Raw genomic sequence first — 20,925 nt, 5'->3', positions numbered from 1 at the left:
GCCAGTAAAGCGAAAGCTGAGGAGAACACGATGAGCTTCCACAAGATCGCCCCGGTCAAGAAGCACCACCCCAAGCCGGCCCCGGCCCCCAAGAAGAAGGCCCCGAAGAAGCCTGCTCCGGCCCCGCGGCGCCGCCCGGTCGGCCACAAGTAAACCCGGTAACCCGGTATAAGAATTCATCCGCTAACGAAGAATTCACCCACGTAAATCACAGGCAATTGCAGCAGATCGGTAGAAGGACTGTTGCAGAATCACGACACAGAGGGACACAGACATGAGCTTCCACAAGATCGCCCCGGTCAAGAAGAACGACTGCAAGAAGGGCGCCCCGGCCCCCAAGAAGAAGGCCCCGAAGAAGCCCGCCCCGGCCCCGAGGCGCCGTCCCGTCGGTCACCAGGGCTGAGGCACACCGCGAGGCGGGGTCACCGGTTAGCGAGCGTGCGCGCTCGCGCCGGTGGCCCCGCCTCGGCCATGTCCCACGCAACCTGAAGGGAGTTGTCGACCATGAGAGAGGTCCGCGAGGCCTTCCGCCGTTTCTGGCCGCTGACCCGCGGCGACCGCAAGTGGCTCGCGGTGATCGTCGCGTGCGTGGTGGTGTCCGCGCTCGCCGAGACCGCGTCGATCCTGCTGTTCGCCGAGCTCACCGACAACGCCCTGGAGGCCGGCTCGCTCTCCGACTTCTGGGGCCCGGCCGCCGCATGGCTGGGCGTGGCCGCGCTCGGCGCGCTCGTCGGCTACCTCGGAAACTCGCTGGCCACCTGGACCGCCGAGAGATTCGTCCTCAGACTGCGGGCGAAGGTCTTCCGGCACGTCCAGGACCTGCCGCCGCACTTCTTCCAGAAGCACCGCCAGGGCGACCTGGTCGAACGCCTCACCGGCGACGTCGAGGCCATCGAGCAGATGGTCGTGTCGGGCGTCGTCGGCACGGTCTCGGCCGCCTTCTCGGCGGTCTTCTACTCCTGCGCCGCCCTCTATCTGCGCTGGGACCTGGCCCTGGCCACCTTCGTCCTCGCGCCCCTCTTCCTCCTCGCCGCGCGCCACTTCTCCGGCCGTATCAGGACGGCCTCCCAGGACGAGCGGGTCGCCGACGGCGCGATCACCTCGGTGGTCGAGGAGTCGCTCGGCAACGTGGTGCTGACCCAGGCGTACAACCGCCGCGCCGACGAGGAGAAGCGACTCGACGTCGAGGCCCGCGCCTGGATGCGGGCGAGCGTGCGCGGTGCCCGGCTCAGCGAGATGTACGAGCAGTTCGTCGAGGTCGTCGAGACGCTGTGCGTGCTGGCGGTCATCGGCCTCGGCGTCTGGGAGATCTCGGCCGACCGCATGACGCTCGGTCAGCTGCTCGCCTTCGCCGCCTTCATCGGCTACCTCTACCCGCCGGTCCGCAACCTCGGCCAGCTCGGCCTCACCCTCACCGCTGCCACGGCGGGAGCCCAGCGCCTCAACGAGATCCTGGACACCAGGCCCGCGGTCACCGACCCCGCCGAACCGGTCGCCGAATGGCCGGTGCGCGGCTGGGTCGGCCTGCACAACGTGTCCTTCCGCTACCCGGAGTCCCACCGAGCCTCCCTGCGCGACGTGTCCTTCAGCGCGGGCCCCGGCGAACTCGTGATCGTCACCGGCCCGAGCGGCGCCGGCAAGTCGACCCTGTCGAAACTCCTGACCCGCTTCTACGACCCGGCCCAGGGCACGATCACCCTGGACGGCGTCCCGCTCACCGACGTACGGCTGGAGTTCCTGCGCGAGAACGTGGCGCTGCTGCCCCAGGAGACGCTGATCCTGAACGGCACGATTCGCGAGAACATCGCGTGCGGACGCCCCGGCGCAAGCAACGAGGAGATCGAGCAGGCGGCGCGGGAGGCGGCGGCCCACAACTTCATCACCGCACTCCCCGAGGGCTACGACACCCATATCGCGCCCGGCACGGCCGCCCTCTCCGGCGGCCAGCTGCAGCGCGTCGCGATCGCCCGCGCGATGCTGCGCTCCGCGCCGGTCCTCGTCCTGGACGAGCCGACGGCCGGCCTGGACGCGGTGGCCGCCCGCCAGGTGGTGACGCCGCTGCGCAAGCTGATGGCGGGCCGTACGACGATCATGATCACGCACGATCTGAGCCTCGCACCGGACGCGGACCGGATCCTGGTCGTCGACCGGGGCCGGCTGGTCGAGACGGGCACCCACAAGGAACTGCTCGCCCGGTCGGGCGCCTATGCGCGGCTCGCCGAGCCCCTGCCGGACGCCGTGGCCGACGTACCGCCGGCGCACGACGAGACGATGATCCTCAGGTGGTAGGCCTGGCCGCCGCCCGGTTCACCCCCGCTTGGGGCCGGTGATCGCCTCGCCGATCACGAAGCCTTTGGCGGGGCCTTCGGGGATGGTGACCTCGGTGCCGTAGGGGACGCGGTGGACTCCCACCCAGTCGGCCTTGTCGGGCTCAGGCTCGGTGAGAACGGTGACGGTGCCGTGGCTGTCGTGGTCGTCGATGATGACGTAGACGGGGATCCCGGCGCGGGCGTACTCGCGGCGCTTGCGGACACGGTCGTCACTCGATCCGGCGATCGGAAGGCGAACGGCTGGACCGGCAGCCTGGGCACCCTGCTACGGCTGCTGTGCGAGCGAGCCCGGAGGACGGCTGGTCCAGTACCGGTCGAGTACGGCGCCCAGGACGCCGAAGGAAACCAGCGGCACACACACGAGCAGCAGGAACGGGTGGTCCGGCCGCCCGTCGACGATCTCCCAGAAGTCGACCACGAACATGGCGGCCAGCACCCCGAGCGCGCCGTAGACGGCCCACCGCCACGCCTTGCGCCGAGCCGCCCCCCGCAGGATCAGCGCCTCGACCTGAGGACGCGGCTCCCAGTCCAGACTGCGGTACGGGGCGGCCGACAGGCACAGCTCCGAGACCTCGGCGTACGGGTCAGCCAGCTGCCAGTCGTCGACATGCCAGAGCAGGCGCCGCCGGCCCTCGACGTCGTAGAGATAGGTGAGCCACTGGGGCCCCATCCCGTTCGTGCCGCGCGGGGCGCGCTCGACCCGGATGTCGTACACGTCCTGCCAGGCCCAGGAGCGCGACCGCAGCCGCCCCTGGACGGTGATGCCCGCGGCCGTGACACGGGTGTGCGCCCGCAGCTGCTCCAGCGCGACCCGGGCGAAGGTCGCCGCCACGAGCAGCCCGAACACCAACGGCGGCCAGCCGGACGGTCCGTCGTGATGGCCGTACGGATCGCCGAAGAAGCGGCCGGACTGGAAGCAGGCGTTCGCGCCGAGCAGCCCCATCAGACCGAGCTGCCCCAAGGGCGGCCTGCGCCGTGTTCGGTACACCCGCTCGATCCCGCCCGTGTCCCCGCCCGTGTCCCCATCCCCGCCCATACGCCCTCCCCGGCATCCATGTCCGAGGTGATCGTAGAGCGGGGTGCTGTGGGCCTTACGAAGCGGTCGGCGTCCAGTCGCCCAGCCAGTCCGCGACCTCCTGGTTCGCGGCCTGGGCGTCGGTCAGCTGCGGCCGGTCGCTGCTCGCGGCACCCGACCCCGCACCGGTGTTCTTGTACTCGGCGAACCGGTCGTCCTTCCAGGAGTAGCCGCTCATGTCGGTCCACGGGGTGGTCTTGATCGCACCGCTGAGGGAGGTGTTCCGGACGGTGGTCTGCGGATCGAGGGTGGCGTCACCACCGGCGTGCCAGGGCCGCCCGAGATAGAAGGACCGGCTCGAAACATCCCCGCTCACCGTGGAGTTGGCGATGAGGATGCCCTTGCGGTTGGCGGCGGTGGACGGGGCCGTGACAAAACCGGCCGACGTCCCGTCGTACCGCTTCTTCAGCGTGATGACGGACTTGTCGATCACGGCCGTGGCCCGCCCGAAGATGAAGTCGACGTTGCCGATGACGTAGGAGTTGGAGATGTAGACGCGGCCGATCTTCTCCTTGGCGGCCGTGTCCACCAGCAACGTGTCCTGGTCCCCACTCACGATGACCCCGTCCAGGAACACCTTGTCGGAGCCGGTGCGCAGGGCGACCGCCTGCTGGGCGATGTTCGTGTGGGCGGCCTCGTCGAAGTCGTTGGAGATGGTCAGGTTGCGGGCCTGGAAGTCGTCGGCGTCGACGGCGACGGTGGCGCTCCCGCCGGTCCCGTACGTCCCCGAACCGTCCGGCTTCTGCGTCCCCGCCGCGTTGTTGTAGACGATCACCGTGTCCTTACGGCTGCTGCCGGTGCCCTGGATGGTGATGTGCGGCTTGTTGGCGGGGACCTTGACCAGCTCGCGGTACGTGCCCGGCTTGACGGAGATGACGACTCGGGAAGGGTTGTTCGCCGGTACGGCGTTCACGGCGGCCTGGACCGTTTTGTACTGGCCGCTGCCGTCCTGGGCGACGGTGAGGGTGGTGGCGGAGGAGGTTGTGGTCGTAGTCGTAGCGGTCGTACCGATGGAACTGCGGGGCCCGGCACCGGACTTGAGGAGTGCGGGCACGTCGGCGGCCTTGTCGAGCGAGTATCCGTAGAAGCTCTTCGGATCCCAGGAGGCGCCGGAACCACCGCTCTCGTTGCGGCCGCTCGTCCCGGAGAAGACGCTGCCGCGCTGGACGAGGGTGGCGGTGGAGTCCCGTATGACGGGGTTGTTGATGCCCTGGAAGTAGGAGTTCTCCAGGACCATGTTGGTCTTGCCGCGGGAGTAGTCGCCGTAGGAGGACGTGATGTCGGTGCCCGGGTCGTCCTCCAGGTAGTTGTTGTAGAGGTGCGCGTGGGCGACGTTGTCGGTCGACGGGTTGCGCTGCTCGGTCTCGCGGATCCAGTTGTGGTGGACGGTGATGTCCGCGGTGACGTTGGAGGTCCAGCCGATGCCGAAGGCCTTGTTGTCCTGGCTGAGCTTGTTCCACGACACCGTGAGGTAGGTGGTGTCCTTACGGCTGTCGATGAGCCCGTCGGCCATGTGCCGGATGTCGTTGTGGTCGATCCAGACGTGGTGCGCGCCGTCCATCTGGATGCCGTCGTAGTCGTGGTCCTTGTCGTTCCAGGTGCCCTGGTACGTGTCCCGGATGGTGAGGTTCCGGATGATCACGTTGTGAACGCCCTGGCCGAGGAAGAAGCCGCCGCCGACGATCTGCCCGGCCGTTCCCGACCCGACGATGGTCTTGTTGCTCTGGACCTTGATCTCTTTGCCGACGGGGTCGATGTTGATGGCTGCGGCGACGACGATGACGTACGGGGCGGTGGAGGTCGCGTACTTCTCCAGGTCGGCCTGGGTCTTGACGGTGACCGTCTTGCCGTCCCGGCCGCCGTAAGTACCGTTCTGTCCAAGGGCGTTGACGGAGGCGAAGCCGTCGGCGGTGGCTGTTGCCCAGGCCGGGGCGGCGGTGGCGGCGGACGCCTTGGGCTGGGTGCTGGGGAGCAGGCTGTATGCCAGGGTTCCGGCAGCCGTGAGGGCGAGGGGGACGGTGACGGCGAGAGCGGTTCTGCGGCGACGGTGCTGAGCCATGCGGGAATCCGTTCCGTGCGGGGGATGGACAGGACCAGTGATGGGTCGTCACCCCGCAGGGAAAGGTTGCCGTGTTGCCGCTCAGCCTCGAAGAGTCAGGGCGCGGGTGGCTTGTCGGTCGGCGTGCACTCCTGTTCGTGCTGCTTGGGGAGCTTGCCGCAGATGGTGATGGTGGAGGCGGGCGCGTAGGCGGTGGAGAGCATGCGGGTGTAGGTGTCGGTGCCGACGCGGATGGTGGCGTCCTCGGTGCGGCCCCAGCGGTCGGTGATGGAGACGGCGTCGCCGATGGTGCCGTTCTCTATCCGGCCCCAGACGGCCTTGCAACCGGGGCTGTAGCGGAGCTGGATCTGCAGTCCTCTCAGCCAGGTCTCGCGGGCGGTCCTGGCGTCCCACTGACAGTTCTTGGCCTGGGGTTCCCCCTCGAGACAGCTGTCGCCCCGGCAGCCGGGTTTCTGGGACGCTGCCGCGGCATGGGCGGCGACCTCACGGGTCGGGAGCGCACGTGGTGTGGTGGAGGCCGGGTGGGCGCCGTCCATGCCCAGGACCGCGCCGAGCGCGCCCAGGAGGGCGCCGGCGGCGACGTAGCAGAAGGGCAGAAGCCGGCGCAGCAGCACGCCAACGCTGCCGCGGCTCCCACCGGTGGTGCGGAGAGCGCCGGGCTCCTCGCTGTCGGCGGGGGCTGCAAGTGCGTCCCGCGGTGTCTCGGCGAGCTCGCGGGACGCGCTGTCGAGGGCGTCCCAGAGGGCGAGCAGCGGGTCGGGTTCCTCGCCCACGGCTGCGGCCAGTTGCTCCACCGCGACCCTGGTGGGCAGTTGCTTGCCGTTCAGGAACCGCTCCCAGGAGGAGCGGCTGTAGTGCGTGCGGCCCGCGAGGCGTCCGTAGCTGAGCCCGGAAGCGTCCTTCAGTCTGCGCATCTCCGCGAGCAGTTGTTCTCTCGCACCGACGGGCGCGGTGTTCGCGCCACTGACCGTAGCGTTCACAGAATCCCCCTAGTTTTCCCCAGTCATGAGCATTTTGCGGTCACTCCCGGACTGGCCGAGACCGGCTGGCCGGTGATGTGCGTCACGGGATGTCCCAGACGTCTCTGGGATCCCGTGAACCCTGGTGGGACGGCGCCCCCGCGCACCACGCTGGTGGACGTTTCCGCCTTTCCTTCAGGAGCGTGACGTGACCCATTCCTCCCTCGACCGCCGTGGCTTCCTCCGCTTCGGCACCGGCGCCGCCGCGGCCGCACTCGCCCTCGCCGCCGACTTCGGCCTCGCCGGCCAGGCCTCCGCCTACAGCTGGGGCCGCAACCTCTCGCAGGGTTCCTCTGGCAGCGATGTCGCCGAACTGCAGATCCGAATCGCGGGCTGGGCCGCCGACTCCGCGTCGCAGACGTACGTGGCCGTCGACGGCTCGTTCGGACCGGGCACCGACGCGGCGCTACGGCGCTTCCAGTCGGCGTACGGGCTGTCGGCGGACGGCGTCGCCGGGCCGCAGACCTTCTCCGTGCTCAACAGCCTGGAGAAGTCCGACGGTTCCACCGCGCACTTCGACTTCTCGGAGTTCACCAGCCACGACGGCTCCGGCTTCAGCGGTGGCAAGGTCGGCGCGAGCGAGGTGAAGGAGAACGTACGGCGGACCATGTACAAGCTGGAGGCCCTGCGCAAGAAGGCCGGCGGCAGCTCGGTCACCATCAACTCGGGCTTCCGCAGCGTCTCGTACAACTCCCAGGTGGGCGGCGCGTCCAACTCGATGCACGTCTACGGAGTCGCCGCCGACCTCGCGGTCTCCGGCCACTCCACGCTGCAGGTGTACCGGATCGCCGAGACATGCGGCTTCTCGGGACTGGAGACGTACACCGTGTCCTGGCAGCACGTGGACAGCCGGGTCGAGCACTCGAACTACGGGTCCGGCTCCTGGTGGTGGCAGGACGGCGTGGCGTAAGCAGGCCGCACGACGACATGACGGTGCCCCCGCAGAACAGGATCTGCGGGGGCACCGTCATGTATCTGAGCGGGGCTCTAGGCCACCAGACGGCTCCAGGTCCGGGCGTCCACGACGCCGTCGGCGGGCAGGCCCGCCGAGGACTGGAAGGAGGTCACCCCGGCCGCGGTGGCGGGCCCGAAGGCGCCGTCCACCGTGGTGGCGATGGAGTGCGCGGTGAGCTGGCTCTGCACGGCCTTCACGGCGCTGCCCGAGGCGCCGCCGGCCAGCGGCGCCACCGCCTGGCTCCAGGTCTGGTTGCCCGCGATGCCGTCGGCGGCGGCGTGTGTGGTGTTCTGGAAGGAGGTGACCGCGGCCTGCGTCCCCGGCCCGTAGGAGCCGTCGACGGTGAGCGTCTGCCCGCGCTGCACCAGCAGGTACTGCAGCGTCCGCACCTTTTCGCCGGTGGAGCCGCTGCTCAGCATCGGCCACACGGGGCCGGTCGGGTCGCCGCCGATGCGGGCGGCGACGTCCCTGCGTATCTGCGGGATGAGCGCGTAGAGGCGGTCGCCGGGGCATTCGGTGTTGTTGAAGTCCCGGTGCCCGTAAACCTGGTAGGCGCGCAGCCCGTACTGCCGGCATATGTGGGTGATGAGGTCCACGAGCGCCGCGTACTGCGTGCCGAGCGGATCGACGCTGTTGTACGTGCCTTCGTTCTCTATGCCGATCGCCACCGTGTTCTGCGCCGTGCAGTGCGCCGACTCCACGTGCTGGGTGCCCGACTGCAGCGTGGACAGGCTGTTGTGGCGGCCCTCCGTGATGTAGCCGCCCCGGCTGATCGTGAAGTGCTGGCCGGTGTCGATCCAGCCCTCGGTGTCCATCTGGTACGTCTGCATCGCGCGGGCCAGCGCGTAGGCGTGGGCCTGCGAGTAGTCGGTGACGTTGTCGGTCGCCGTGTGGTGGACGATGACCTTGTCCGGGGCGCCGCCGATGACGTTGAGCGGCTTCGAGGACGGCCGGGCGCCCCAGGTGCCGGTCCCGGCGATCACCGGACCGCTCGCGGCCTGTGCGGTCCCGGCGGCCGACGCCAACAGGGTGCCGGCGCCGATGGCGAGCGCCCCGGTGAGGACGCTGCGGCGGCGGGGTGTGGGCGTCGGCATCAGCAGGCCTCCAGACCGGCGGGCGGGTCGGAGGGGGTGTTGACGTTGCCGCCCCACGAATAGACGTCGTAGTACTGGGTGCTGGTGCCGGGGTCATGGACGTTGCCCTTGTACCAGATGTCCGTGTGGTAGTGCCCGTCGTCCACGTAGGTGCCGCGGGCGTAGCAGTAGATCCAGAAGTCCAGGTCCTGGGTGGTGATGCCACGCGACGGGCTGGAGGTCGAAGGGCCGTTCCGCAGACGGGAGTTGGCGTCGATCGAGTAGTGCTGCCAGGTTGTCGCCTGCGCCGACGGCGCGGTGACGGCGAGTCCGGCCGTCGTGGCGAGGGTGAGGGCGAGGGAGGCGGCCGCGGTGCCGGCCTTGCTGCTGAAACGCATGTTCAACTCCATGGGACGGCTCAGAACCAGTCCGTGCAGATCGGGTTGTTGCCGTGGTCGTCGTACTGGCAGGCGTGGGACTTGAGATCGGCGTCCTGGATCATGGCCGTCCACTGGGTGTACGTGCCGGTGGGGATGAAGGAGTAGCCGAAGTACCGGTTGTTCATGACCTCGTACTTGTCGAAGGGCACAGGGTTCTTCACCCGGGCCCAGGCGGTGCGGCAGTACGGGCTGTAGCGCAGTTCGACGCCGGTGTACGTGGTGTGCACGGTCTCCGCGTCGTCCTGGCAGACGGTGGTGGCGGGGTCCAGGCCGTCGCACAGGTCCATCCGGCACCAGGTGGCCGCGGACGAAGGCGAGGCGGCGCCGAGGACCAGTCCGGACGCGGCGAGCAGCAGCGAGGCGCCGAGCGGGGCGAGCCGTCGGGTGAGGAAGCGCATGGGAGCGGGGGTCCTTCCGGCGGCCGTCAGTACTTGGACGTGCAGTTGTAGCCGCCGTCGCTGCCGAGGTTGTCGCAGGCACGGGCCCACAGGCCCTTGTCGTCGACCATCGCGGTGAAGTAGTTCCCGCTCGCGTTGCTCGGGACGTCCACCGAGTACGCCTTGCCGTTGGAGTTCTCGACCCAGATCGTGTCCGTGCCGCCGTTGATTCCGCCGACCCGGCGGCCCCAGGCGGCACGGCAGGTCGGGCTGTAGCGCAGCTCGACCTGGGTCCAGGTGGTGTCGATGGTTCTCGCGTCGTTCGCGCAGACCGTGTTGGCGGGGTTGAGGCCGTTGCAGGTGGGCCCGTAGCAGCTGGTCGCGGCGGAGGCGGGCGAGGCGGCGCCGAACAGCAGGCCCGAGGCGGCGAGCGCCATGACGGCGCCGGTCGTACCGAGACGGTGGGCGAGGGAAGGCATGGGGAACTCCGTTGTCTTCGCAGAGAGATGGAGAGGCTCGGATCTGCCGAGCCCGCCCAATCTCCCCCGCCACCCCGCGTCCCGGTAACCGTCCCGCGTCCAAGGGACGTCCCAGAGACGGGGGCGCCCGGCTACGACTTCCGCGGGGTGGTCTGCACCGGTGCAGGGGGCTTACGGGGTCGTCGCCGGGGACGGGGCGTCGTCGGGCGCGGTGTTGCTGCGGTTCTGCCGGCTCAGGTGGACGGCGTGCAGCAGGGTGCCCACGGCCGCGATGCCGCTCAGCAGCGAACCGAAGGCTGCGATCAGCGAGCCCCCGTCGTCGCCGCCACCGCTGCCGGGGATACCGCGATGACATTCGGTCACCGCGTCGAACGCCGCCTGATCGAAGGCATGTAGTCAGTCGGGACGTCGCTGCAGGGCTGCGCGGATCGAGTCGGGCGTCACCTTTCATTCCCTCCGATGCGTGCACCCCGGCTGACCGCGATACGGAGCGCTTCCTCCAGTGACTCACTGGCCCGAGTGAGCGCGAACCGCACCGCGCGCTCGCCGGCCCTGACGTCGGCGAGGACGGCTCTGGCACCGACCAGTACCTCTTCACCCGAGTCGAGTTGAGCCGCCTCCACATCGTCGGCGAGCAGGGAGAGCCTGCTCTGGTCGCTGTCGGTGCTGAGGTAACAGGGCTTGCCCTCGGGGGTCGTCCACGGGAGGAGGCGGAGCCCTTCAGCGCCCGGTGCTGACGGTTCTTCGGCGACGCTCATGCGGAGACCTCCCCATGCTTGCTGCGCCGCCCGGCGTCGAGGCCGTAGGCGGCGATCCACTGGGCACGGCGACGTTCCAGAATCCGTTCGCGCTCGCAGTGACATACGCCGACGGGGCGGCGGGGAGGTGCGGCCAACGGCCGTTCGACGAGCGGTGGTTGAGGTTGGGGCGGCGCCGCTCGGTGCCGCCCCCGGCTGGGCAGCAGTGCCCGGACGATGGCGAGCTGGCGTTGTCTGGGCGCCAGGCAACGGCGAGGGGTGACATGGGCGAACTCGTTGACGGGGACCGGGAGTCGAGGCGTGCCGAGCTCGGGCGGACGCTGAAGTTTTTACGGGAGAAGGCGGGCAAGACGCTGGCGCAGTTGTCGGCGGAGACGTCGTACGACAGGAGCTACCTCTTCCGCTTGGAGAAGGGGGAACGGCTCTCGAAGCGGGCGGTCATGGAGGACCTGGACACGTATTACGGCTCCGGTGACCTGCTGGTTCGCCTGTGTCGTGACGCTCGCAAGGAGGTCGTCAAGGACAAGTACAAGGCGTTCATGGACCTGGAGGCGACGGCCCGGGTCATGTGGATGTTCCAGCTGCGGGTGCCCGGACTGTTGCAGACCGAGGACTACGCCCGTGCTGTGTTGTCAGGGTTGTCTGGCGGCCAGACAACGGCTGGCAACGGCGAAGAAGTCGAGGAGCAGGTGGCCTTGCGTATGGGGCGGCAGGAACTGCTGTACCGCGACCCGGCGCCGAGCGTGCGCGTGATCCTCGACGAGGGGGCGTTACGGCGCCCGGTTCCCGACGCGAAGGTGTGGATGGACCAGCTGTCGCATCTGGTGGATGCGGCGGGACATCCGGATGTCGCCCTTCAGGTGCTGCCTTTCACTGCTGGGGTGCACGACCTCATGGACAGCCACCTGTGGCTCTTTTGGCAGCGAGTCGGCGATCCCGTTGCCTACGTAGAAGGCAACGGCTTCGGCGAACTCATCGACGATCCGGACAAGGTGCTGTCTTTCCGCTTGTCCTACGATCGCGTCAGGGACGCGGCCCTGACTCCGGTGGAGTCGACGGCGTTCATCAAACGCCTTCTGGAGGAGTGCAGATCATGAACGGGACCCTCGACCTCAGCACTGCTGTGTGGCGCAAGTCGTCCTACAGCGACGGGGGTGGTACGAACTGCGTCGAGGTCGCCGACGGCTACCCCGGCATAGTCCCAGTCCGCGACAGCAAGACCCCGGCGTCCCGCCCGCTGGTCTTCTCCGCCGTCTCCTGGTCCGCGTTCGTACGTGACGTGAAGGGAGCCGAGTGATCCCCGACCTCAGCACCGCCACCTGGCGCAAGTCGTCCTATAGCGACGGGGGAGCCTCGAACTGCGTCGAGGTCGCCGACAGCCACCCCGGCACCGTCCCCGTTCGTGACAGCAAGAACCCGTCCGCCCGCCCGCTGTTCTTCTCGGCCGCGTCCTGGTCCGTGTTCGTCGACGGGGTCAAGGGCGAAGGGGACGTGCGCACGTTCGTGTGACATATGCCGGAAGCCCTGATGTTCGAGGCGTCACCGCCGCCACGCTGGATCTCGTGACCGCTACAGGAACGACTGATCCACGAGATGCGAGGCGGCTATGGTCGTAGAGACGAAGCGTCGAAGGAGGGCATCGGTCATGACTGCTCACGCCACGGAAGACGGCCAGGTCATCCCGCCCATGCCGGAGCGGACGCCGCAGGCGCTGCGTGCGGCCATCGCCGAGCACACTCCCGAGCTTCTGCCGGATTTCGACGAGCACTGGAAGTGGGCGATCGCAGACGCCTACGACCCCGGTCCGGCGCCGGCGTTCATGGCCCGCTGGTGGGGTGCGTACGCCATCGCCCGCGACCCCAAGCTGGACGCGCATGTGCGTGACCTCGAACACCGAGCCGCGTACGAGTCCACCGACATCGCCGAAGCCAAGGCCCTCCTCGAAGAGGCGGCGAAGATTCACTACCGGGTGCGAGAACTGGAGCCTGGCGAGTGACTGATGGGTTCATGGGGCCGCCCTGGCAGATGGACTTTCGGATCGACGCGCTTGCCGAATTCGAGGCACTGCCCGATGACGTTCGTGAGATCGTTCTGGCCGTGCGGGGCGAACTGGTCACTGCGAAAGACCCGTATTTTCGAGGTATCGACGCCGATGCCGGGCTTCCCGACGGCATGAGCGTCAGTCCGGACCGGTCCACTGATCCGAAGGGCCGCCACATTTGTTTCTTCGATGACGGCTACGGCTGGCTGAAGTACACCTTCGTCCGCCGAACCGAGGATCCGCAGATCGTGGTCGAAGAGATCTTCTGGCAGGAAGCCGAACCCCTTGCCCCGCCTCCGGCGGAGCCGTAGCCGCCCCCGGCAACCCCGCCGCTCCACTGTCCCCAATATTTGCTAATGAACATGCCAACGGCCCCCCAAATCCCCCACTACCGCATGTAGTGTCCCCCGCGCCGGACACTGACATGACGTCAACAGGGGAGTGGCCGTGACAGGCTTCCGCACGCCCGCGCAGAGCGACTTTCACGCGTACGCCCAACTCACAAAACAGCAGGGCGACCATCTGGTCAGGCTCGGGCAGTGGAGCGGTCACGAGTGTGCGCAGGTCGACGGCCTGGACGGATTGCTCGTCCTGGCACGGGAGTTCGTCCCGGACATCTCTACCTTCTTCAGCGACAAGTTCGCGCAGTGCCAGCGCGGCATGGGCGTCATCGACGACAAGATCCAGCGCACCAGCGCCGCCTACACCCACGTGGACCAGAACACCGCGGCAGAACTGCGCAACATATATCCGCAGTCCTCCGTCCCCTTCCCGGACATCTCGACGCTCCCCGGCGGCTCCGACCTCGGCAACTTCACCGACGAGGACGTAGACCTCAAGAAACTGGACAGCGCCGACGACACCACGTCGAAGAGCATCCACACCGCGCTGATGCTGGCTCGCAACAGTTCCGACCTCAAGGCCGCGGAGCACGCCTTCCAGTGGTGCACCGGCCAGAGCCTGGTCGAGCTGATGCTGAAGCCCCTCTTCGGCGAGTACGGCCGGTTGAGTTGTCTGAGCGACGCCTACGACGAGTTGGGCGACGCGGCGTACACCGTGGCCGGAACACTGCGCAAGGGATCCTGGCGGCTCGGCAGCGAATGGTCCGGCGAGGCCGCGACCAACTTCGACTCCTACCTGTTCTGCTGGACCATGGGCATCGGCGGCGTCGGTGACGCGGCCAAGCTCGCGGCAAAGGCTTTCAAGGACGGCTACCACGTCGTCGTCGGACTCGTCTGGGAGGCGCTCAGCGAGATCGGGAAGCTGATGGACGAAGGAATCAAGAAACTGGCCGAGCAGTTCGCGGAGATGATCGCGGGCGACGCCGCCATCGAAGTGGTCGGCCTCGGGCCCGAAGACCCGGTCGCGGACGTCGTCGCGGGCATCTGGACCGCCGACAAGATCTACGAGATGTACAAGACGGTCAGGCTCATCATCAACGTCATCGGCATCATCCAGACGATCTTCGAGAAGATCTCCGACGCGGTGGACGGCATCAAAAAGGCTGTTCACGAGGCCGTGGAGTTCCTGAATTCGCCGCCCCCGACCATCGGCAGTCTCATCGACGACGTCGAGCAGCGCGGCTTCGAGTTCGAGAAGGGCGGCGGCTGGTCCCCGACCATGGGTGCGTCCCGTATCGCCCTGCTTCCCGCGGCCTGAACGCAGGGAACCCGACGAAGGAATCCAATGAACCAGTTGCTCCAGTCCCTTCAGGAGTTCACGGTCTCGGCCGACTACAGCCGGACGCACACCACCTGGGAGGTGCGGGCAACCGGGCAGCGCACGCCGGTGCTCCTGATGCACAAGGATTCCCCGCACCACTCCCTGCCCGAATACCGGGTGTACGCCCCGGAAAGCCCGGACGAGATCCTGGGCTTCGTCCTCTCGACGGGGATGGCGTTCGCGGCCGACCGCAGGCAGATCGGTGAAATGCGCACCGGGCCGTGGGAGGACCGTGAGTGGATCCTGGTCCAGCACGACCTCGGGGAACTGACCGGGAAGTGGAAAGGCCTGAACACCAGGTTTCGCCGTGCCCCGGTCATCGACAACTTCCTCGGCCACGAGAGCCTCGACGCCCTCCTCTCCGCAAAAGTGGGCTTCTCCGGGCCGCAGTCCGAGGGCTTCGACTTCGCCCGGCGCGCGGGCATCCGGGCGGAATACGAGGTCACGGTCCGCGACCCGCGCATGGACCGGCTGCTGATCCTGGCCTGGGTCGTGCACTTCAACTGGCACCACTCGGTGGATCCGCGCAAGACCGCGGTCGACCTGACCACCAACCCGTTCCGCGACCTGGGCGCAGCACGCCGGGCCAAGAAGCGCAGGCAGACCGGCCAGACCGAGCAGAACTGAGCGGAAGGAAGGAACCGGAGAATGACCATGCCTTCTTACGACGCCTACGGCCATGGAGACCGCGAAGACGATCCCGCCGCCCAGCGACGCGCGGCCCAACTCGCCGAGCTGGGCGAGGAGTTGGTGGCGGGCCAGACCTGGCGGCAGAAGGAGATCGCGGGCAGGATCTACCAGGAACTGAAGTCCGGCGCCCACGTCGATGACATCAAGCCCCTAATCTCGCAGCTGCGCCGCACCACCATCGAGGACGCCCGCGACCGCGGCACGGACAGGCGCGGCCGACGCTGAACGGTAGGACTACGGCCCCTCCGGCGGCGGCATCGGCGCCCCCGGCAGCCGTACCGTCGCCACCGTGCCGCCGCCGTCCGCGCGGGTCAGGGTGACCTCGCCGCCCGCCTGCTCCACCGTCCGCGCGACTATCGACAGACCCAGGCCCGAGCCGGGAAGCGCCCGTGCGCTCGGCGAGCGCCAGAAGCGGTCGAAGACGTGGGGGAGTTCCTCGGCGGGGATGCCGGGGCCGTGGTCGCGCACGGTCAGAATGCCGCTGCCGAGCTCGACCTCGATCGTGCCGCCTTCCGGGCTGAACTTCACCGCGTTGTCCAGGATGTTGACGATCGCTCGCTCCAGCGCGGACGGCTCCGCCCGCACGTACCAGGGCTGCAGATCCGCCGTGATCGTCAGCTCCGGTCCGCGCAGCTTTGCCCGGCGCAGCGCCGCTTCCACCGTGTCCTCCAACGAGATCACCTGGACGCGCTCGCCCCGCTGCCCCTCCGACCGCGACAACTCCTGCAAGTCGCCGATCAGGGCGGCCAGTTCGGTCATCTGGGCCTTCACGGAGGCGAGCAGCGCCTTGCGGTCCTCCGGGGGGATCGGGCGGCCGGTCTCCTCGCTGCGGGTGAGGAGTTCGATGTTGGTGCGGAGGGAAGTCAGGGGTGTGCGGAGTTCGTGGCCGGCGTCCGCGATGAGCTGCTGCTGCAGGTCGCGAGAGCTGGCCAGGGAGGACGTCATCGAGTTGAAGGAGCGCGAGAGCCGGGCGATCTCGTCCTCGCTGTCGTCCTCCACGGGGATGCGGATGCTCAAGTCCTCAGTGCGGGCTACGTGTTCGACGGCCTCGGTGAGTTTGTCTACGGGGCGGAGACCGGCCCGTGCGACCGCGAGCCCGGCGGCTCCTGCGCCGAGGACTCCTACGCCGGAGACGAGGAGGAGGATCAGGGCGAGGTCGTTGAGGGTCTTCTGGGTCTCCTTGAGGGACACCCCGACCATCAGGGCGACGCCGGGATAGGCCTGGGCGCCGGGGCCGAACCCGAGCATGAGGGGGGTGGTGCGGACACGTACGTCCTGGCCGTGCATGTCCGCGCTGTTGCGGAGGATGCGCTCGCCGAGCTGGGGGTCTGTTGCCATCTTCTTGTCCTGAGCGGTGGTCTTCACGACACCCGCGGAGTCACCGAAGACGCAGACAGTGCCGTCTGCCTTCACCACCTGCGCGTAGTAGTCCCGAGGCCGCATGCTGTTGGACGATCCCGTCGCGGTCTTCGGACAGCTGGCCAGCAGAACAGCGAGGTCCTCCTGGTTCAGCCTGATGTTGGCATTGCCGAGCTGGTTGTCCACCTGGTCGTACAGCTTCCCCTGCACGATGAACCAGCACGTCACCGAAACCGCCGCCACCCCGAACGCCACAGCGGCCGCGACCAGCATCGCCAGCCGCGAGCGAATCGGCAGCGTCTGGAACCGCCGTAGAACCTTCCTCACTCCGCGCCACCCTGCCGCAGCACATACCCCACACCCCGCACCGTGTGCACAAGCCGTGGCTCCCCGCCCGCCTCGGTCTTCCGGCGCAGGTACATGACGTACACGTCCAGCGAATTGGAGCTCGGCTCGAAGTCGAAGCCCCACACCGCCTTCAGAATCTGCTCACGCGTGAGCACCTGGCGCGGGTGTGCCATGAACATCTCCAGGAGGGTGAACTCCGTACGAGTCAGCTCCACTGCGCGCCCGCCCCGCGTCACCTCCCGCGTCGCCAGATCCATCCGCAGGTCCGCGAAGGTCAGCGCCTCGTCCTCCTGGGCCGTACCGGCGATGGCGGCCGCCGCGTACGAGCTGCGCCGCAGCAGGGCGCGGACGCGCGCGAACAGTTCGTCCAGCTCGAACGGCTTGACCAGGTAGTCGTCGGCCCCGGCGTCGAGCCCCGTCACGCGGTCGCCGACCGTGTCCCGGGCCGTCAGCATCAGGATCGGCGTCGTCGTGCCCGCACCCCGCATACGGCGCGCCGCCGTCAGGCCGTCCATGCGCGGCATCTGGATGTCGAGGACGACCAGGTCGGGCTGGTAGGCCGTCGCCTTCTCCAGGGCGTCGGCACCGTCGACCGCGACCTCCGTGTCGTAGCCCTCGAAGGCGAGGCTGCGCTGGAGTGCTTCGCGCACGGCCGGCTCGTCGTCGACGATCAGGATGCGCTGCGGGTCACGGTCGCCATCGGCGGGGCTCATGGGCTTCGGATTCCTCGGTGCGGTGGGACGACAAGGGGCTGAACCTGCGAAACGTGCTGAAGGTGCTGAACGTGCGAACGCCTTCAGCCTCGCATATCAGCCATGCATCGCCGCGAGACGGTTCAGCGGCACCTTGCGGCGGTGCGGGCGGGCGGCAGTGGTGTGCAGGCCCATCAGCTGCGGGGGCAGTTCGGGCGCCCGGGCCGCCGGCGCGTGCAGTTCGTACGCCACCGCGAGGGCCAGGGCGTAGCCGGCCGGGTCGGTGCCGGCGACCGTGTGGGAAACCTGCTTGATCATGACGTACTCCCTGCCGGGTTGAGGAGACTGCGGTCAGCTGGTGGAGCCGGACCTGAGCGTGGCCAGGTCGGACTTGACGGTGTTGATCGGGATGGCGAAGCCGAGGCCGACGCTGCCGGCGTCCGACGAGCCCGAGCCGGAGGACGAACTGGCCGAGTACATCGCGGAGTTGATGCCGATGATGTTGCCCGCGGCATCGATCAGCGCACCGCCGGAGTTGCCCGGGTTGAGGGACGCGTCGGTCTGGATCGCCTTGTACGTCGTCGTCGACGAACCGGTGTCGCCGTTGAACTGCTGGCCGCCGAAGGAGAACGGCCACTGGCCGTTGCCGCCGCCCTGGCCCTGCTGGCTCTGGCTTTGGCTCTCGTCCGTCGAGACGGTCACATCACGGTTGAGGGCGGAGACGATGCCGCTGGTGACGGTGCCGCTGAGGCCCTCGGGGGAGCCGATCGCCACGACCGTGTCGCCGACCTGGACGCCGGAGGAGTTGCCGAGGGTGGCCGCCTTCAGGCCGGACGCGCCCTCCAGCTTGATCAGGGCGAGGTCCTTCTTGCTGTCGGTGCCGACGACCTTCGCGGTGTACGACTTCCCGCTGCTGGTCGTCACCTTGATCGACGAGGCGCCGGAGATGACGTGGTTGTTGGTGACGATCTCGCCGTTGCTGGTGATGATCACGCCGGAGCCGGTCGACGACCCGTTGCTCAGCGTGGCGCTGACCTCGACCACGCTCGGGCTGACGGCCGCGGCGATGGTGGCGACGTCGCCCTTCTTGCCGGCCGGCACCACATTGGTGCTGGTGCTGCTGGAGGCGGCGGTGTCGTTGCCGGCCAGCTCCTGGAAGGCGTACGCGGTGCCGCCGCCGATGGCCGCGGCCACTATCGCCACGGCGGCCAGCAGGGCGAGGGGGCCCCGGGCCCGCTTCTTCGGCGCCGGAGCGGCGGCCGCGGGCTCGGCAAGGAGAGCCGTCGGCTGCACGGGCGGCTGCACCGGCGGGGGCGGCCACTCGGGGTTCACAGGGGAGACGTGCTGCTGCTGCGCGCCCTGGTACGGGTTCCCGTAGCTGTCATAGCTCTCGTACTCGCCGCTGCGGCGGAAGCTCTCGGTCATGACACCGAGCTTGAACCGTGACCATGAGAGCTTCCTGAGTGCTGGCTGAGAAGCCCGGCAGAACCTTGTTTGCCCGATATAAAGGCGCTACTTGCAGCTACGCGCCCCGATAGGGGCGCGGGGAACTGCGCGACCAGCCACAAACCACCCGCACACGCCGACGAACCTAAGCACACCCGCACGACCGGCGAGCCACCAGCCGCGAAGGAAACACCTTCAACCGCTCCCGCCGAGCCCCGGCCACCCGCAACCCGTCATCAAGCACGAGATCCACGGCCGCCCGGGCCATCGCGGACCGATCCGACGCAATCGTCGTCAGCGGAGGATCCGCCAGCGCCGCTTCCTTGATGTCGTCGAAGCCGATGACCGCCAGTTCCCCCGGCACATCGATCCGCAGCTCGCGAGCGGCCCGCAGTACGCCGATCGCCTGGTCGTCCGTGGAGCAGAAGATCGCGGGCGGACGCCGCGGCCCGGAGAAGATCTCCAGAGCTATGCGGTACGCGTCATAGCGGTTGTACGGCGCCTCGAAGAGCCGCCCCTCCGTGGAGATCCCGGCCTCGTCCATCGCGCGCCGCCAGCCCTCGACGTGGTCGGAGACCGGGTCGCCGACCGCCGGGGTCTCGGCGGTGCCGCCCATACAGGCGACGTACTCGTAGCCGTGCTCGATGAGGTGGCTCACGGCGAACCGGGCGCCGCCCAGGTCGTCGGTGACGACGGCGACGTCGTCGATGGCCTCGGGCCGCTCGTGCAGCAGGACCACCCGGGCGTCCCAGGCCTCGATCTCGGCGGCGGCCTGGTCGTTGAGGGCGTGGGAGACGAGGATGAGCCCCGAGACCCGCATACCCAGGAACGCGCGCAGGTAGTGGACCTCGCGCTCGCTGACGTAGTCGGTGTTGCCGACGAGCACCATTTTTCCGCGCTCGGAAGCGGCCTGTTCGACCGCGTGCGCCATCTCCCCGAAGAAGGGCTGACGGGCGTCCGGGATGATCAGGCCTATGAGATCCGTACGGCGGGACGCCATCGCCTGGGCGACCCGGTCCGGCCGGTACCCCAGCTCCTTGATGGCGGCGAGAACACGCTCGCGCGTGGCCGGGGCGACCGGCCGGGGTCCGTTGTTGATGACATAACTGACGACGGCGGTCGAAGTCCCCGCCAGCCGCGCCACATCATCCCGAGTCACCTTGGCCACGCGCGGAGTCTACGCGGATATACCGGCCCTGGGCAGGGCGAGAAGGAGCTTGCCCCCGCACTCCCTGTGCGGAAGCAATGCCCCTTCCGGCGGTCCGCTATGCCTCGGCCGTCACCTCGGCGGCGTCCAGGGCGGCGGTCTCGTCCGCATCCTCCGGCTTTGCCCGGTCTGCCTTGGCCTTGGCCTCGTCGGTGACCCGATCGGCCTTCTCAGGGGTAACGAATCGATAACCGACGTTCCGGACGGTGCCGATCAGCGACTCGTGCTCGGGGCCGAGCTTGGCGCGCAGGCGTCGTACGTGGACGTCGACCGTGCGGGTGCCGCCGAAGTAGTCGTAGCCCCAGACCTCCTGCAGCAGCTGCGCGCGCGTGAAGACGCGGCCCGGATGCTGTGCGAGGTACTTGAGGAGCTCGAACTCCTTGAAGGTGAGGTCGAGGACCCGCCCCTTGAGCTTTGCGGAGTACGTCGCCTCGTCGACCGACAGGTCGCCGTTGCGGATCTCCATGGGGGAGTCGTCGTTGACGATCTGCTGTCGGCCCATGGCCAGTCGCAGTCGCGCCTCGACCTCCGCCGGACCGGCGGTGTCGAGGAGCACGTCGTCGATGCCCCAGTCGGCGGTGACGGCGGCGAGGCCGCCCTCGGTGACGACGAGGATGAGCGGACAGCCGGGGCCCGTGGAGCGCAGCAGCTGGCAGAGGCTGCGGACCTGGGGCAGGTCACGGCGGCCGTCGACGAGGATGACGTCGGCACCCGGGGTGTCGACGAGGGCGGGGCCCTCCGCCGGAGCCACTCGCACGTTGTGCAGGAGCAGGCCGAGGGCGGGGAGCACCTCCGTCGACGGCTGGAGGGCATTGGTCAGGAGCAGCAGAGAACTCATACGTCTGGTTCCTCCTC

At 68.7% G+C, this 20,925-nt stretch carries 27 protein-coding genes; 12 read left to right on the top strand and 15 right to left on the bottom strand.

All coding sequences use genetic code 11. From position 1 onward, the window contains the following. The first annotated feature begins 30 nt into the window (after positions 1-30). The 3 genes from P2Q00_RS38415 to P2Q00_RS38405 all read left to right on the top strand — a co-directional run bounded on the left by P2Q00_RS38415 (position 31) and on the right by P2Q00_RS38405 (position 2,289). The gene (locus tag P2Q00_RS38415; protein WP_275778893.1) at positions 31-153 is read left to right on the top strand and encodes a hypothetical protein; all 123 of its coding nucleotides are present in this window, start codon (positions 31-33) and stop codon (positions 151-153) included. Positions 154-274: 121 nt separating this feature from the next. Further along, on the top strand, positions 275-403 hold the full coding sequence (locus tag P2Q00_RS38410; protein ID WP_275778892.1) for a hypothetical protein: 129 nt from the start codon (positions 275-277) through the stop codon (positions 401-403). A gap of 101 nt (positions 404-504) precedes the next feature. Next, the gene (locus P2Q00_RS38405; protein ID WP_275778890.1) at positions 505-2,289 is read left to right on the top strand and encodes an ABC transporter ATP-binding protein; all 1,785 of its coding nucleotides are present in this window, start codon (positions 505-507) and stop codon (positions 2,287-2,289) included. A 306-nt stretch (positions 2,290-2,595) separates the two neighbouring features. On the opposite strand, the gene P2Q00_RS38395 is transcribed toward P2Q00_RS38405, so the two are convergent. The 3 genes from P2Q00_RS38395 to P2Q00_RS38385 all read right to left on the bottom strand — a co-directional run bounded on the left by P2Q00_RS38395 (position 2,596) and on the right by P2Q00_RS38385 (position 6,444). Continuing rightward, entirely contained in the window at positions 2,596-3,366 is a 771-nt protein-coding gene (locus P2Q00_RS38395) for a PH domain-containing protein (RefSeq protein ID WP_275778888.1), read from the bottom strand. Positions 3,367-3,421: 55 nt separating this feature from the next. After that, positions 3,422-5,464, bottom strand: coding sequence for a pectinesterase family protein (locus P2Q00_RS38390; RefSeq protein WP_275778887.1), 2,043 nt, complete (start codon positions 5,462-5,464; stop codon positions 3,422-3,424). A gap of 95 nt (positions 5,465-5,559) precedes the next feature. Next, the gene (locus P2Q00_RS38385; protein WP_275778885.1) at positions 5,560-6,444 is read right to left on the bottom strand and encodes a helix-turn-helix domain-containing protein; all 885 of its coding nucleotides are present in this window, start codon (positions 6,442-6,444) and stop codon (positions 5,560-5,562) included. 187 nt (positions 6,445-6,631) lie between these two features. Here P2Q00_RS38385 and P2Q00_RS38380 point away from each other — a divergent pair, with 187 nt between their 5' ends. Further along, on the top strand, positions 6,632-7,393 hold the full coding sequence (locus P2Q00_RS38380) for a D-Ala-D-Ala carboxypeptidase family metallohydrolase (RefSeq protein WP_275778884.1): 762 nt from the start codon (positions 6,632-6,634) through the stop codon (positions 7,391-7,393). Between the two features lie 77 nt (positions 7,394-7,470). Here the strand turns inward: P2Q00_RS38380 and P2Q00_RS38375 are convergent, their stop codons facing one another. From P2Q00_RS38375 to P2Q00_RS38350, 6 genes are all read right to left on the bottom strand, one after another. Further along, positions 7,471-8,532: a peptidoglycan recognition protein family protein gene (locus P2Q00_RS38375; protein ID WP_275778882.1), complete on the bottom strand. Its 1,062-nt coding sequence runs from the start codon at positions 8,530-8,532 to the stop codon at positions 7,471-7,473. After that, positions 8,532-8,909, bottom strand: coding sequence for a hypothetical protein (locus P2Q00_RS38370; protein ID WP_275778880.1), 378 nt, complete (start codon positions 8,907-8,909; stop codon positions 8,532-8,534). The genes P2Q00_RS38375 and P2Q00_RS38370 overlap by 1 nt, the downstream gene beginning before the upstream one ends. Before the next feature lie 20 nt (positions 8,910-8,929). After that, positions 8,930-9,349: a DUF2690 domain-containing protein gene (locus P2Q00_RS38365; RefSeq protein WP_275778879.1), complete on the bottom strand. Its 420-nt coding sequence runs from the start codon at positions 9,347-9,349 to the stop codon at positions 8,930-8,932. Positions 9,350-9,375: 26 nt separating this feature from the next. After that, the gene (locus P2Q00_RS38360) at positions 9,376-9,807 is read right to left on the bottom strand and encodes a DUF2690 domain-containing protein (protein ID WP_275778878.1); all 432 of its coding nucleotides are present in this window, start codon (positions 9,805-9,807) and stop codon (positions 9,376-9,378) included. A gap of 171 nt (positions 9,808-9,978) precedes the next feature. Then, positions 9,979-10,170, bottom strand: a complete 192-nt coding sequence (locus tag P2Q00_RS38355) for a hypothetical protein (RefSeq protein WP_275778876.1) — start codon at positions 10,168-10,170, stop codon at positions 9,979-9,981. 77 nt (positions 10,171-10,247) lie between these two features. Further along, positions 10,248-10,565 (bottom strand): hypothetical protein, encoded by a 318-nt coding sequence (locus P2Q00_RS38350; protein ID WP_275778875.1) that lies wholly within the window; start codon positions 10,563-10,565, stop codon positions 10,248-10,250. Between the two features lie 263 nt (positions 10,566-10,828). Here P2Q00_RS38350 and P2Q00_RS38345 point away from each other — a divergent pair, with 263 nt between their 5' ends. From P2Q00_RS38345 to P2Q00_RS38310, 8 genes are all read left to right on the top strand, one after another. Further along, positions 10,829-11,662, top strand: a complete 834-nt coding sequence (locus tag P2Q00_RS38345) for a helix-turn-helix domain-containing protein (protein ID WP_275778954.1) — start codon at positions 10,829-10,831, stop codon at positions 11,660-11,662. Beyond that, positions 11,659-11,862: a DUF397 domain-containing protein gene (locus tag P2Q00_RS38340; protein WP_275778874.1), complete on the top strand. Its 204-nt coding sequence runs from the start codon at positions 11,659-11,661 to the stop codon at positions 11,860-11,862. Before P2Q00_RS38345 ends, P2Q00_RS38340 begins: the two co-directional genes overlap by 4 nt. Then, entirely contained in the window at positions 11,859-12,074 is a 216-nt protein-coding gene (locus P2Q00_RS38335) for a DUF397 domain-containing protein (protein ID WP_275778873.1), read from the top strand. The genes P2Q00_RS38340 and P2Q00_RS38335 overlap by 4 nt, the downstream gene beginning before the upstream one ends. A gap of 136 nt (positions 12,075-12,210) precedes the next feature. Then, on the top strand, positions 12,211-12,561 hold the full coding sequence (locus P2Q00_RS38330) for a hypothetical protein (protein ID WP_275778872.1): 351 nt from the start codon (positions 12,211-12,213) through the stop codon (positions 12,559-12,561). Then, on the top strand, positions 12,558-12,917 hold the full coding sequence (locus P2Q00_RS38325; protein ID WP_275778870.1) for a hypothetical protein: 360 nt from the start codon (positions 12,558-12,560) through the stop codon (positions 12,915-12,917). The genes P2Q00_RS38330 and P2Q00_RS38325 overlap by 4 nt, the downstream gene beginning before the upstream one ends. A gap of 136 nt (positions 12,918-13,053) precedes the next feature. Next, positions 13,054-14,265, top strand: coding sequence for a hypothetical protein (locus P2Q00_RS38320; protein WP_275778869.1), 1,212 nt, complete (start codon positions 13,054-13,056; stop codon positions 14,263-14,265). Between the two features lie 27 nt (positions 14,266-14,292). Further along, complete coding sequence (locus P2Q00_RS38315; RefSeq protein WP_275778867.1) at positions 14,293-14,955, top strand: hypothetical protein; 663 nt, start codon at positions 14,293-14,295, stop codon at positions 14,953-14,955. A 21-nt stretch (positions 14,956-14,976) separates the two neighbouring features. After that, on the top strand, positions 14,977-15,243 hold the full coding sequence (locus tag P2Q00_RS38310) for a hypothetical protein (RefSeq protein ID WP_275778866.1): 267 nt from the start codon (positions 14,977-14,979) through the stop codon (positions 15,241-15,243). Positions 15,244-15,252: 9 nt separating this feature from the next. Here P2Q00_RS38310 and P2Q00_RS38305 read toward each other — a convergent pair whose 3' ends face one another. From P2Q00_RS38305 to P2Q00_RS38280, 6 genes are all read right to left on the bottom strand, one after another. Next, positions 15,253-16,704: a HAMP domain-containing sensor histidine kinase gene (locus P2Q00_RS38305; protein WP_275778864.1), complete on the bottom strand. Its 1,452-nt coding sequence runs from the start codon at positions 16,702-16,704 to the stop codon at positions 15,253-15,255. Further along, on the bottom strand, positions 16,701-17,438 hold the full coding sequence (locus tag P2Q00_RS38300) for a response regulator transcription factor (RefSeq protein ID WP_275778862.1): 738 nt from the start codon (positions 17,436-17,438) through the stop codon (positions 16,701-16,703). Before P2Q00_RS38300 ends, P2Q00_RS38305 begins: the two co-directional genes overlap by 4 nt. Before the next feature lie 96 nt (positions 17,439-17,534). Beyond that, the gene (locus tag P2Q00_RS38295; protein ID WP_275778860.1) at positions 17,535-17,735 is read right to left on the bottom strand and encodes a hypothetical protein; all 201 of its coding nucleotides are present in this window, start codon (positions 17,733-17,735) and stop codon (positions 17,535-17,537) included. Between the two features lie 33 nt (positions 17,736-17,768). After that, positions 17,769-18,842, bottom strand: coding sequence for a S1C family serine protease (locus tag P2Q00_RS38290; RefSeq protein WP_275778858.1), 1,074 nt, complete (start codon positions 18,840-18,842; stop codon positions 17,769-17,771). A 166-nt stretch (positions 18,843-19,008) separates the two neighbouring features. Continuing rightward, entirely contained in the window at positions 19,009-20,031 is a 1,023-nt protein-coding gene (locus P2Q00_RS38285; protein ID WP_275778857.1) for a LacI family DNA-binding transcriptional regulator, read from the bottom strand. 97 nt (positions 20,032-20,128) lie between these two features. Continuing rightward, the gene (locus P2Q00_RS38280; protein WP_275778856.1) at positions 20,129-20,908 is read right to left on the bottom strand and encodes a winged helix-turn-helix transcriptional regulator; all 780 of its coding nucleotides are present in this window, start codon (positions 20,906-20,908) and stop codon (positions 20,129-20,131) included. Between the last annotated feature and the right edge of the window lie 17 nt (positions 20,909-20,925).

The sequence above is a fragment of the Streptomyces coacervatus genome (genome assembly GCF_029223485.1).
Taxonomy (GTDB): Bacteria; Actinomycetota; Actinomycetes; order Streptomycetales; family Streptomycetaceae; genus Streptomyces; species Streptomyces coacervatus.
Note: the sequence above shows the minus strand (reverse complement) of the source record. Positions and strands in the feature narration are given on the sequence as shown.

Bases quoted from the DNA above. Each gene is read 5' to 3' on its own strand.
- P2Q00_RS38415 (WP_275778893.1), top strand. From the start codon at position 31: ATGAGCTTCCACAAGATCGCCCCGGTCAAGAAGCACCACCCCAAGCCG.
- P2Q00_RS38410 (WP_275778892.1), top strand. From the start codon at position 275: ATGAGCTTCCACAAGATCGCCCCGGTCAAGAAGAACGACTGCAAGAAG.
- P2Q00_RS38405 (WP_275778890.1), top strand. From the start codon at position 505: ATGAGAGAGGTCCGCGAGGCCTTCCGCCGTTTCTGGCCGCTGACCCGC.
- P2Q00_RS38395 (WP_275778888.1), bottom strand. From the start codon at position 3,366: ATGGGCGGGGATGGGGACACGGGCGGGGACACGGGCGGGATCGAGCGG.
- P2Q00_RS38390 (WP_275778887.1), bottom strand. From the start codon at position 5,464: ATGGCTCAGCACCGTCGCCGCAGAACCGCTCTCGCCGTCACCGTCCCC.
- P2Q00_RS38375 (WP_275778882.1), bottom strand. From the start codon at position 8,532: ATGCCGACGCCCACACCCCGCCGCCGCAGCGTCCTCACCGGGGCGCTC.
- P2Q00_RS38370 (WP_275778880.1), bottom strand. From the start codon at position 8,909: ATGCGTTTCAGCAGCAAGGCCGGCACCGCGGCCGCCTCCCTCGCCCTC.
- P2Q00_RS38365 (WP_275778879.1), bottom strand. From the start codon at position 9,349: ATGCGCTTCCTCACCCGACGGCTCGCCCCGCTCGGCGCCTCGCTGCTG.
- P2Q00_RS38360 (WP_275778878.1), bottom strand. From the start codon at position 9,807: ATGCCTTCCCTCGCCCACCGTCTCGGTACGACCGGCGCCGTCATGGCG.
- P2Q00_RS38350 (WP_275778875.1), bottom strand. From the start codon at position 10,565: ATGAGCGTCGCCGAAGAACCGTCAGCACCGGGCGCTGAAGGGCTCCGC.
- P2Q00_RS38345 (WP_275778954.1), top strand. From the start codon at position 10,829: ATGGGCGAACTCGTTGACGGGGACCGGGAGTCGAGGCGTGCCGAGCTC.
- P2Q00_RS38340 (WP_275778874.1), top strand. From the start codon at position 11,659: ATGAACGGGACCCTCGACCTCAGCACTGCTGTGTGGCGCAAGTCGTCC.
- P2Q00_RS38330 (WP_275778872.1), top strand. From the start codon at position 12,211: ATGACTGCTCACGCCACGGAAGACGGCCAGGTCATCCCGCCCATGCCG.
- P2Q00_RS38315 (WP_275778867.1), top strand. From the start codon at position 14,293: ATGAACCAGTTGCTCCAGTCCCTTCAGGAGTTCACGGTCTCGGCCGAC.
- P2Q00_RS38310 (WP_275778866.1), top strand. From the start codon at position 14,977: ATGACCATGCCTTCTTACGACGCCTACGGCCATGGAGACCGCGAAGAC.
- P2Q00_RS38300 (WP_275778862.1), bottom strand. From the start codon at position 17,438: ATGAGCCCCGCCGATGGCGACCGTGACCCGCAGCGCATCCTGATCGTC.
- P2Q00_RS38295 (WP_275778860.1), bottom strand. From the start codon at position 17,735: ATGATCAAGCAGGTTTCCCACACGGTCGCCGGCACCGACCCGGCCGGC.
- P2Q00_RS38290 (WP_275778858.1), bottom strand. From the start codon at position 18,842: ATGACCGAGAGCTTCCGCCGCAGCGGCGAGTACGAGAGCTATGACAGC.
- P2Q00_RS38280 (WP_275778856.1), bottom strand. From the start codon at position 20,908: ATGAGTTCTCTGCTGCTCCTGACCAATGCCCTCCAGCCGTCGACGGAG.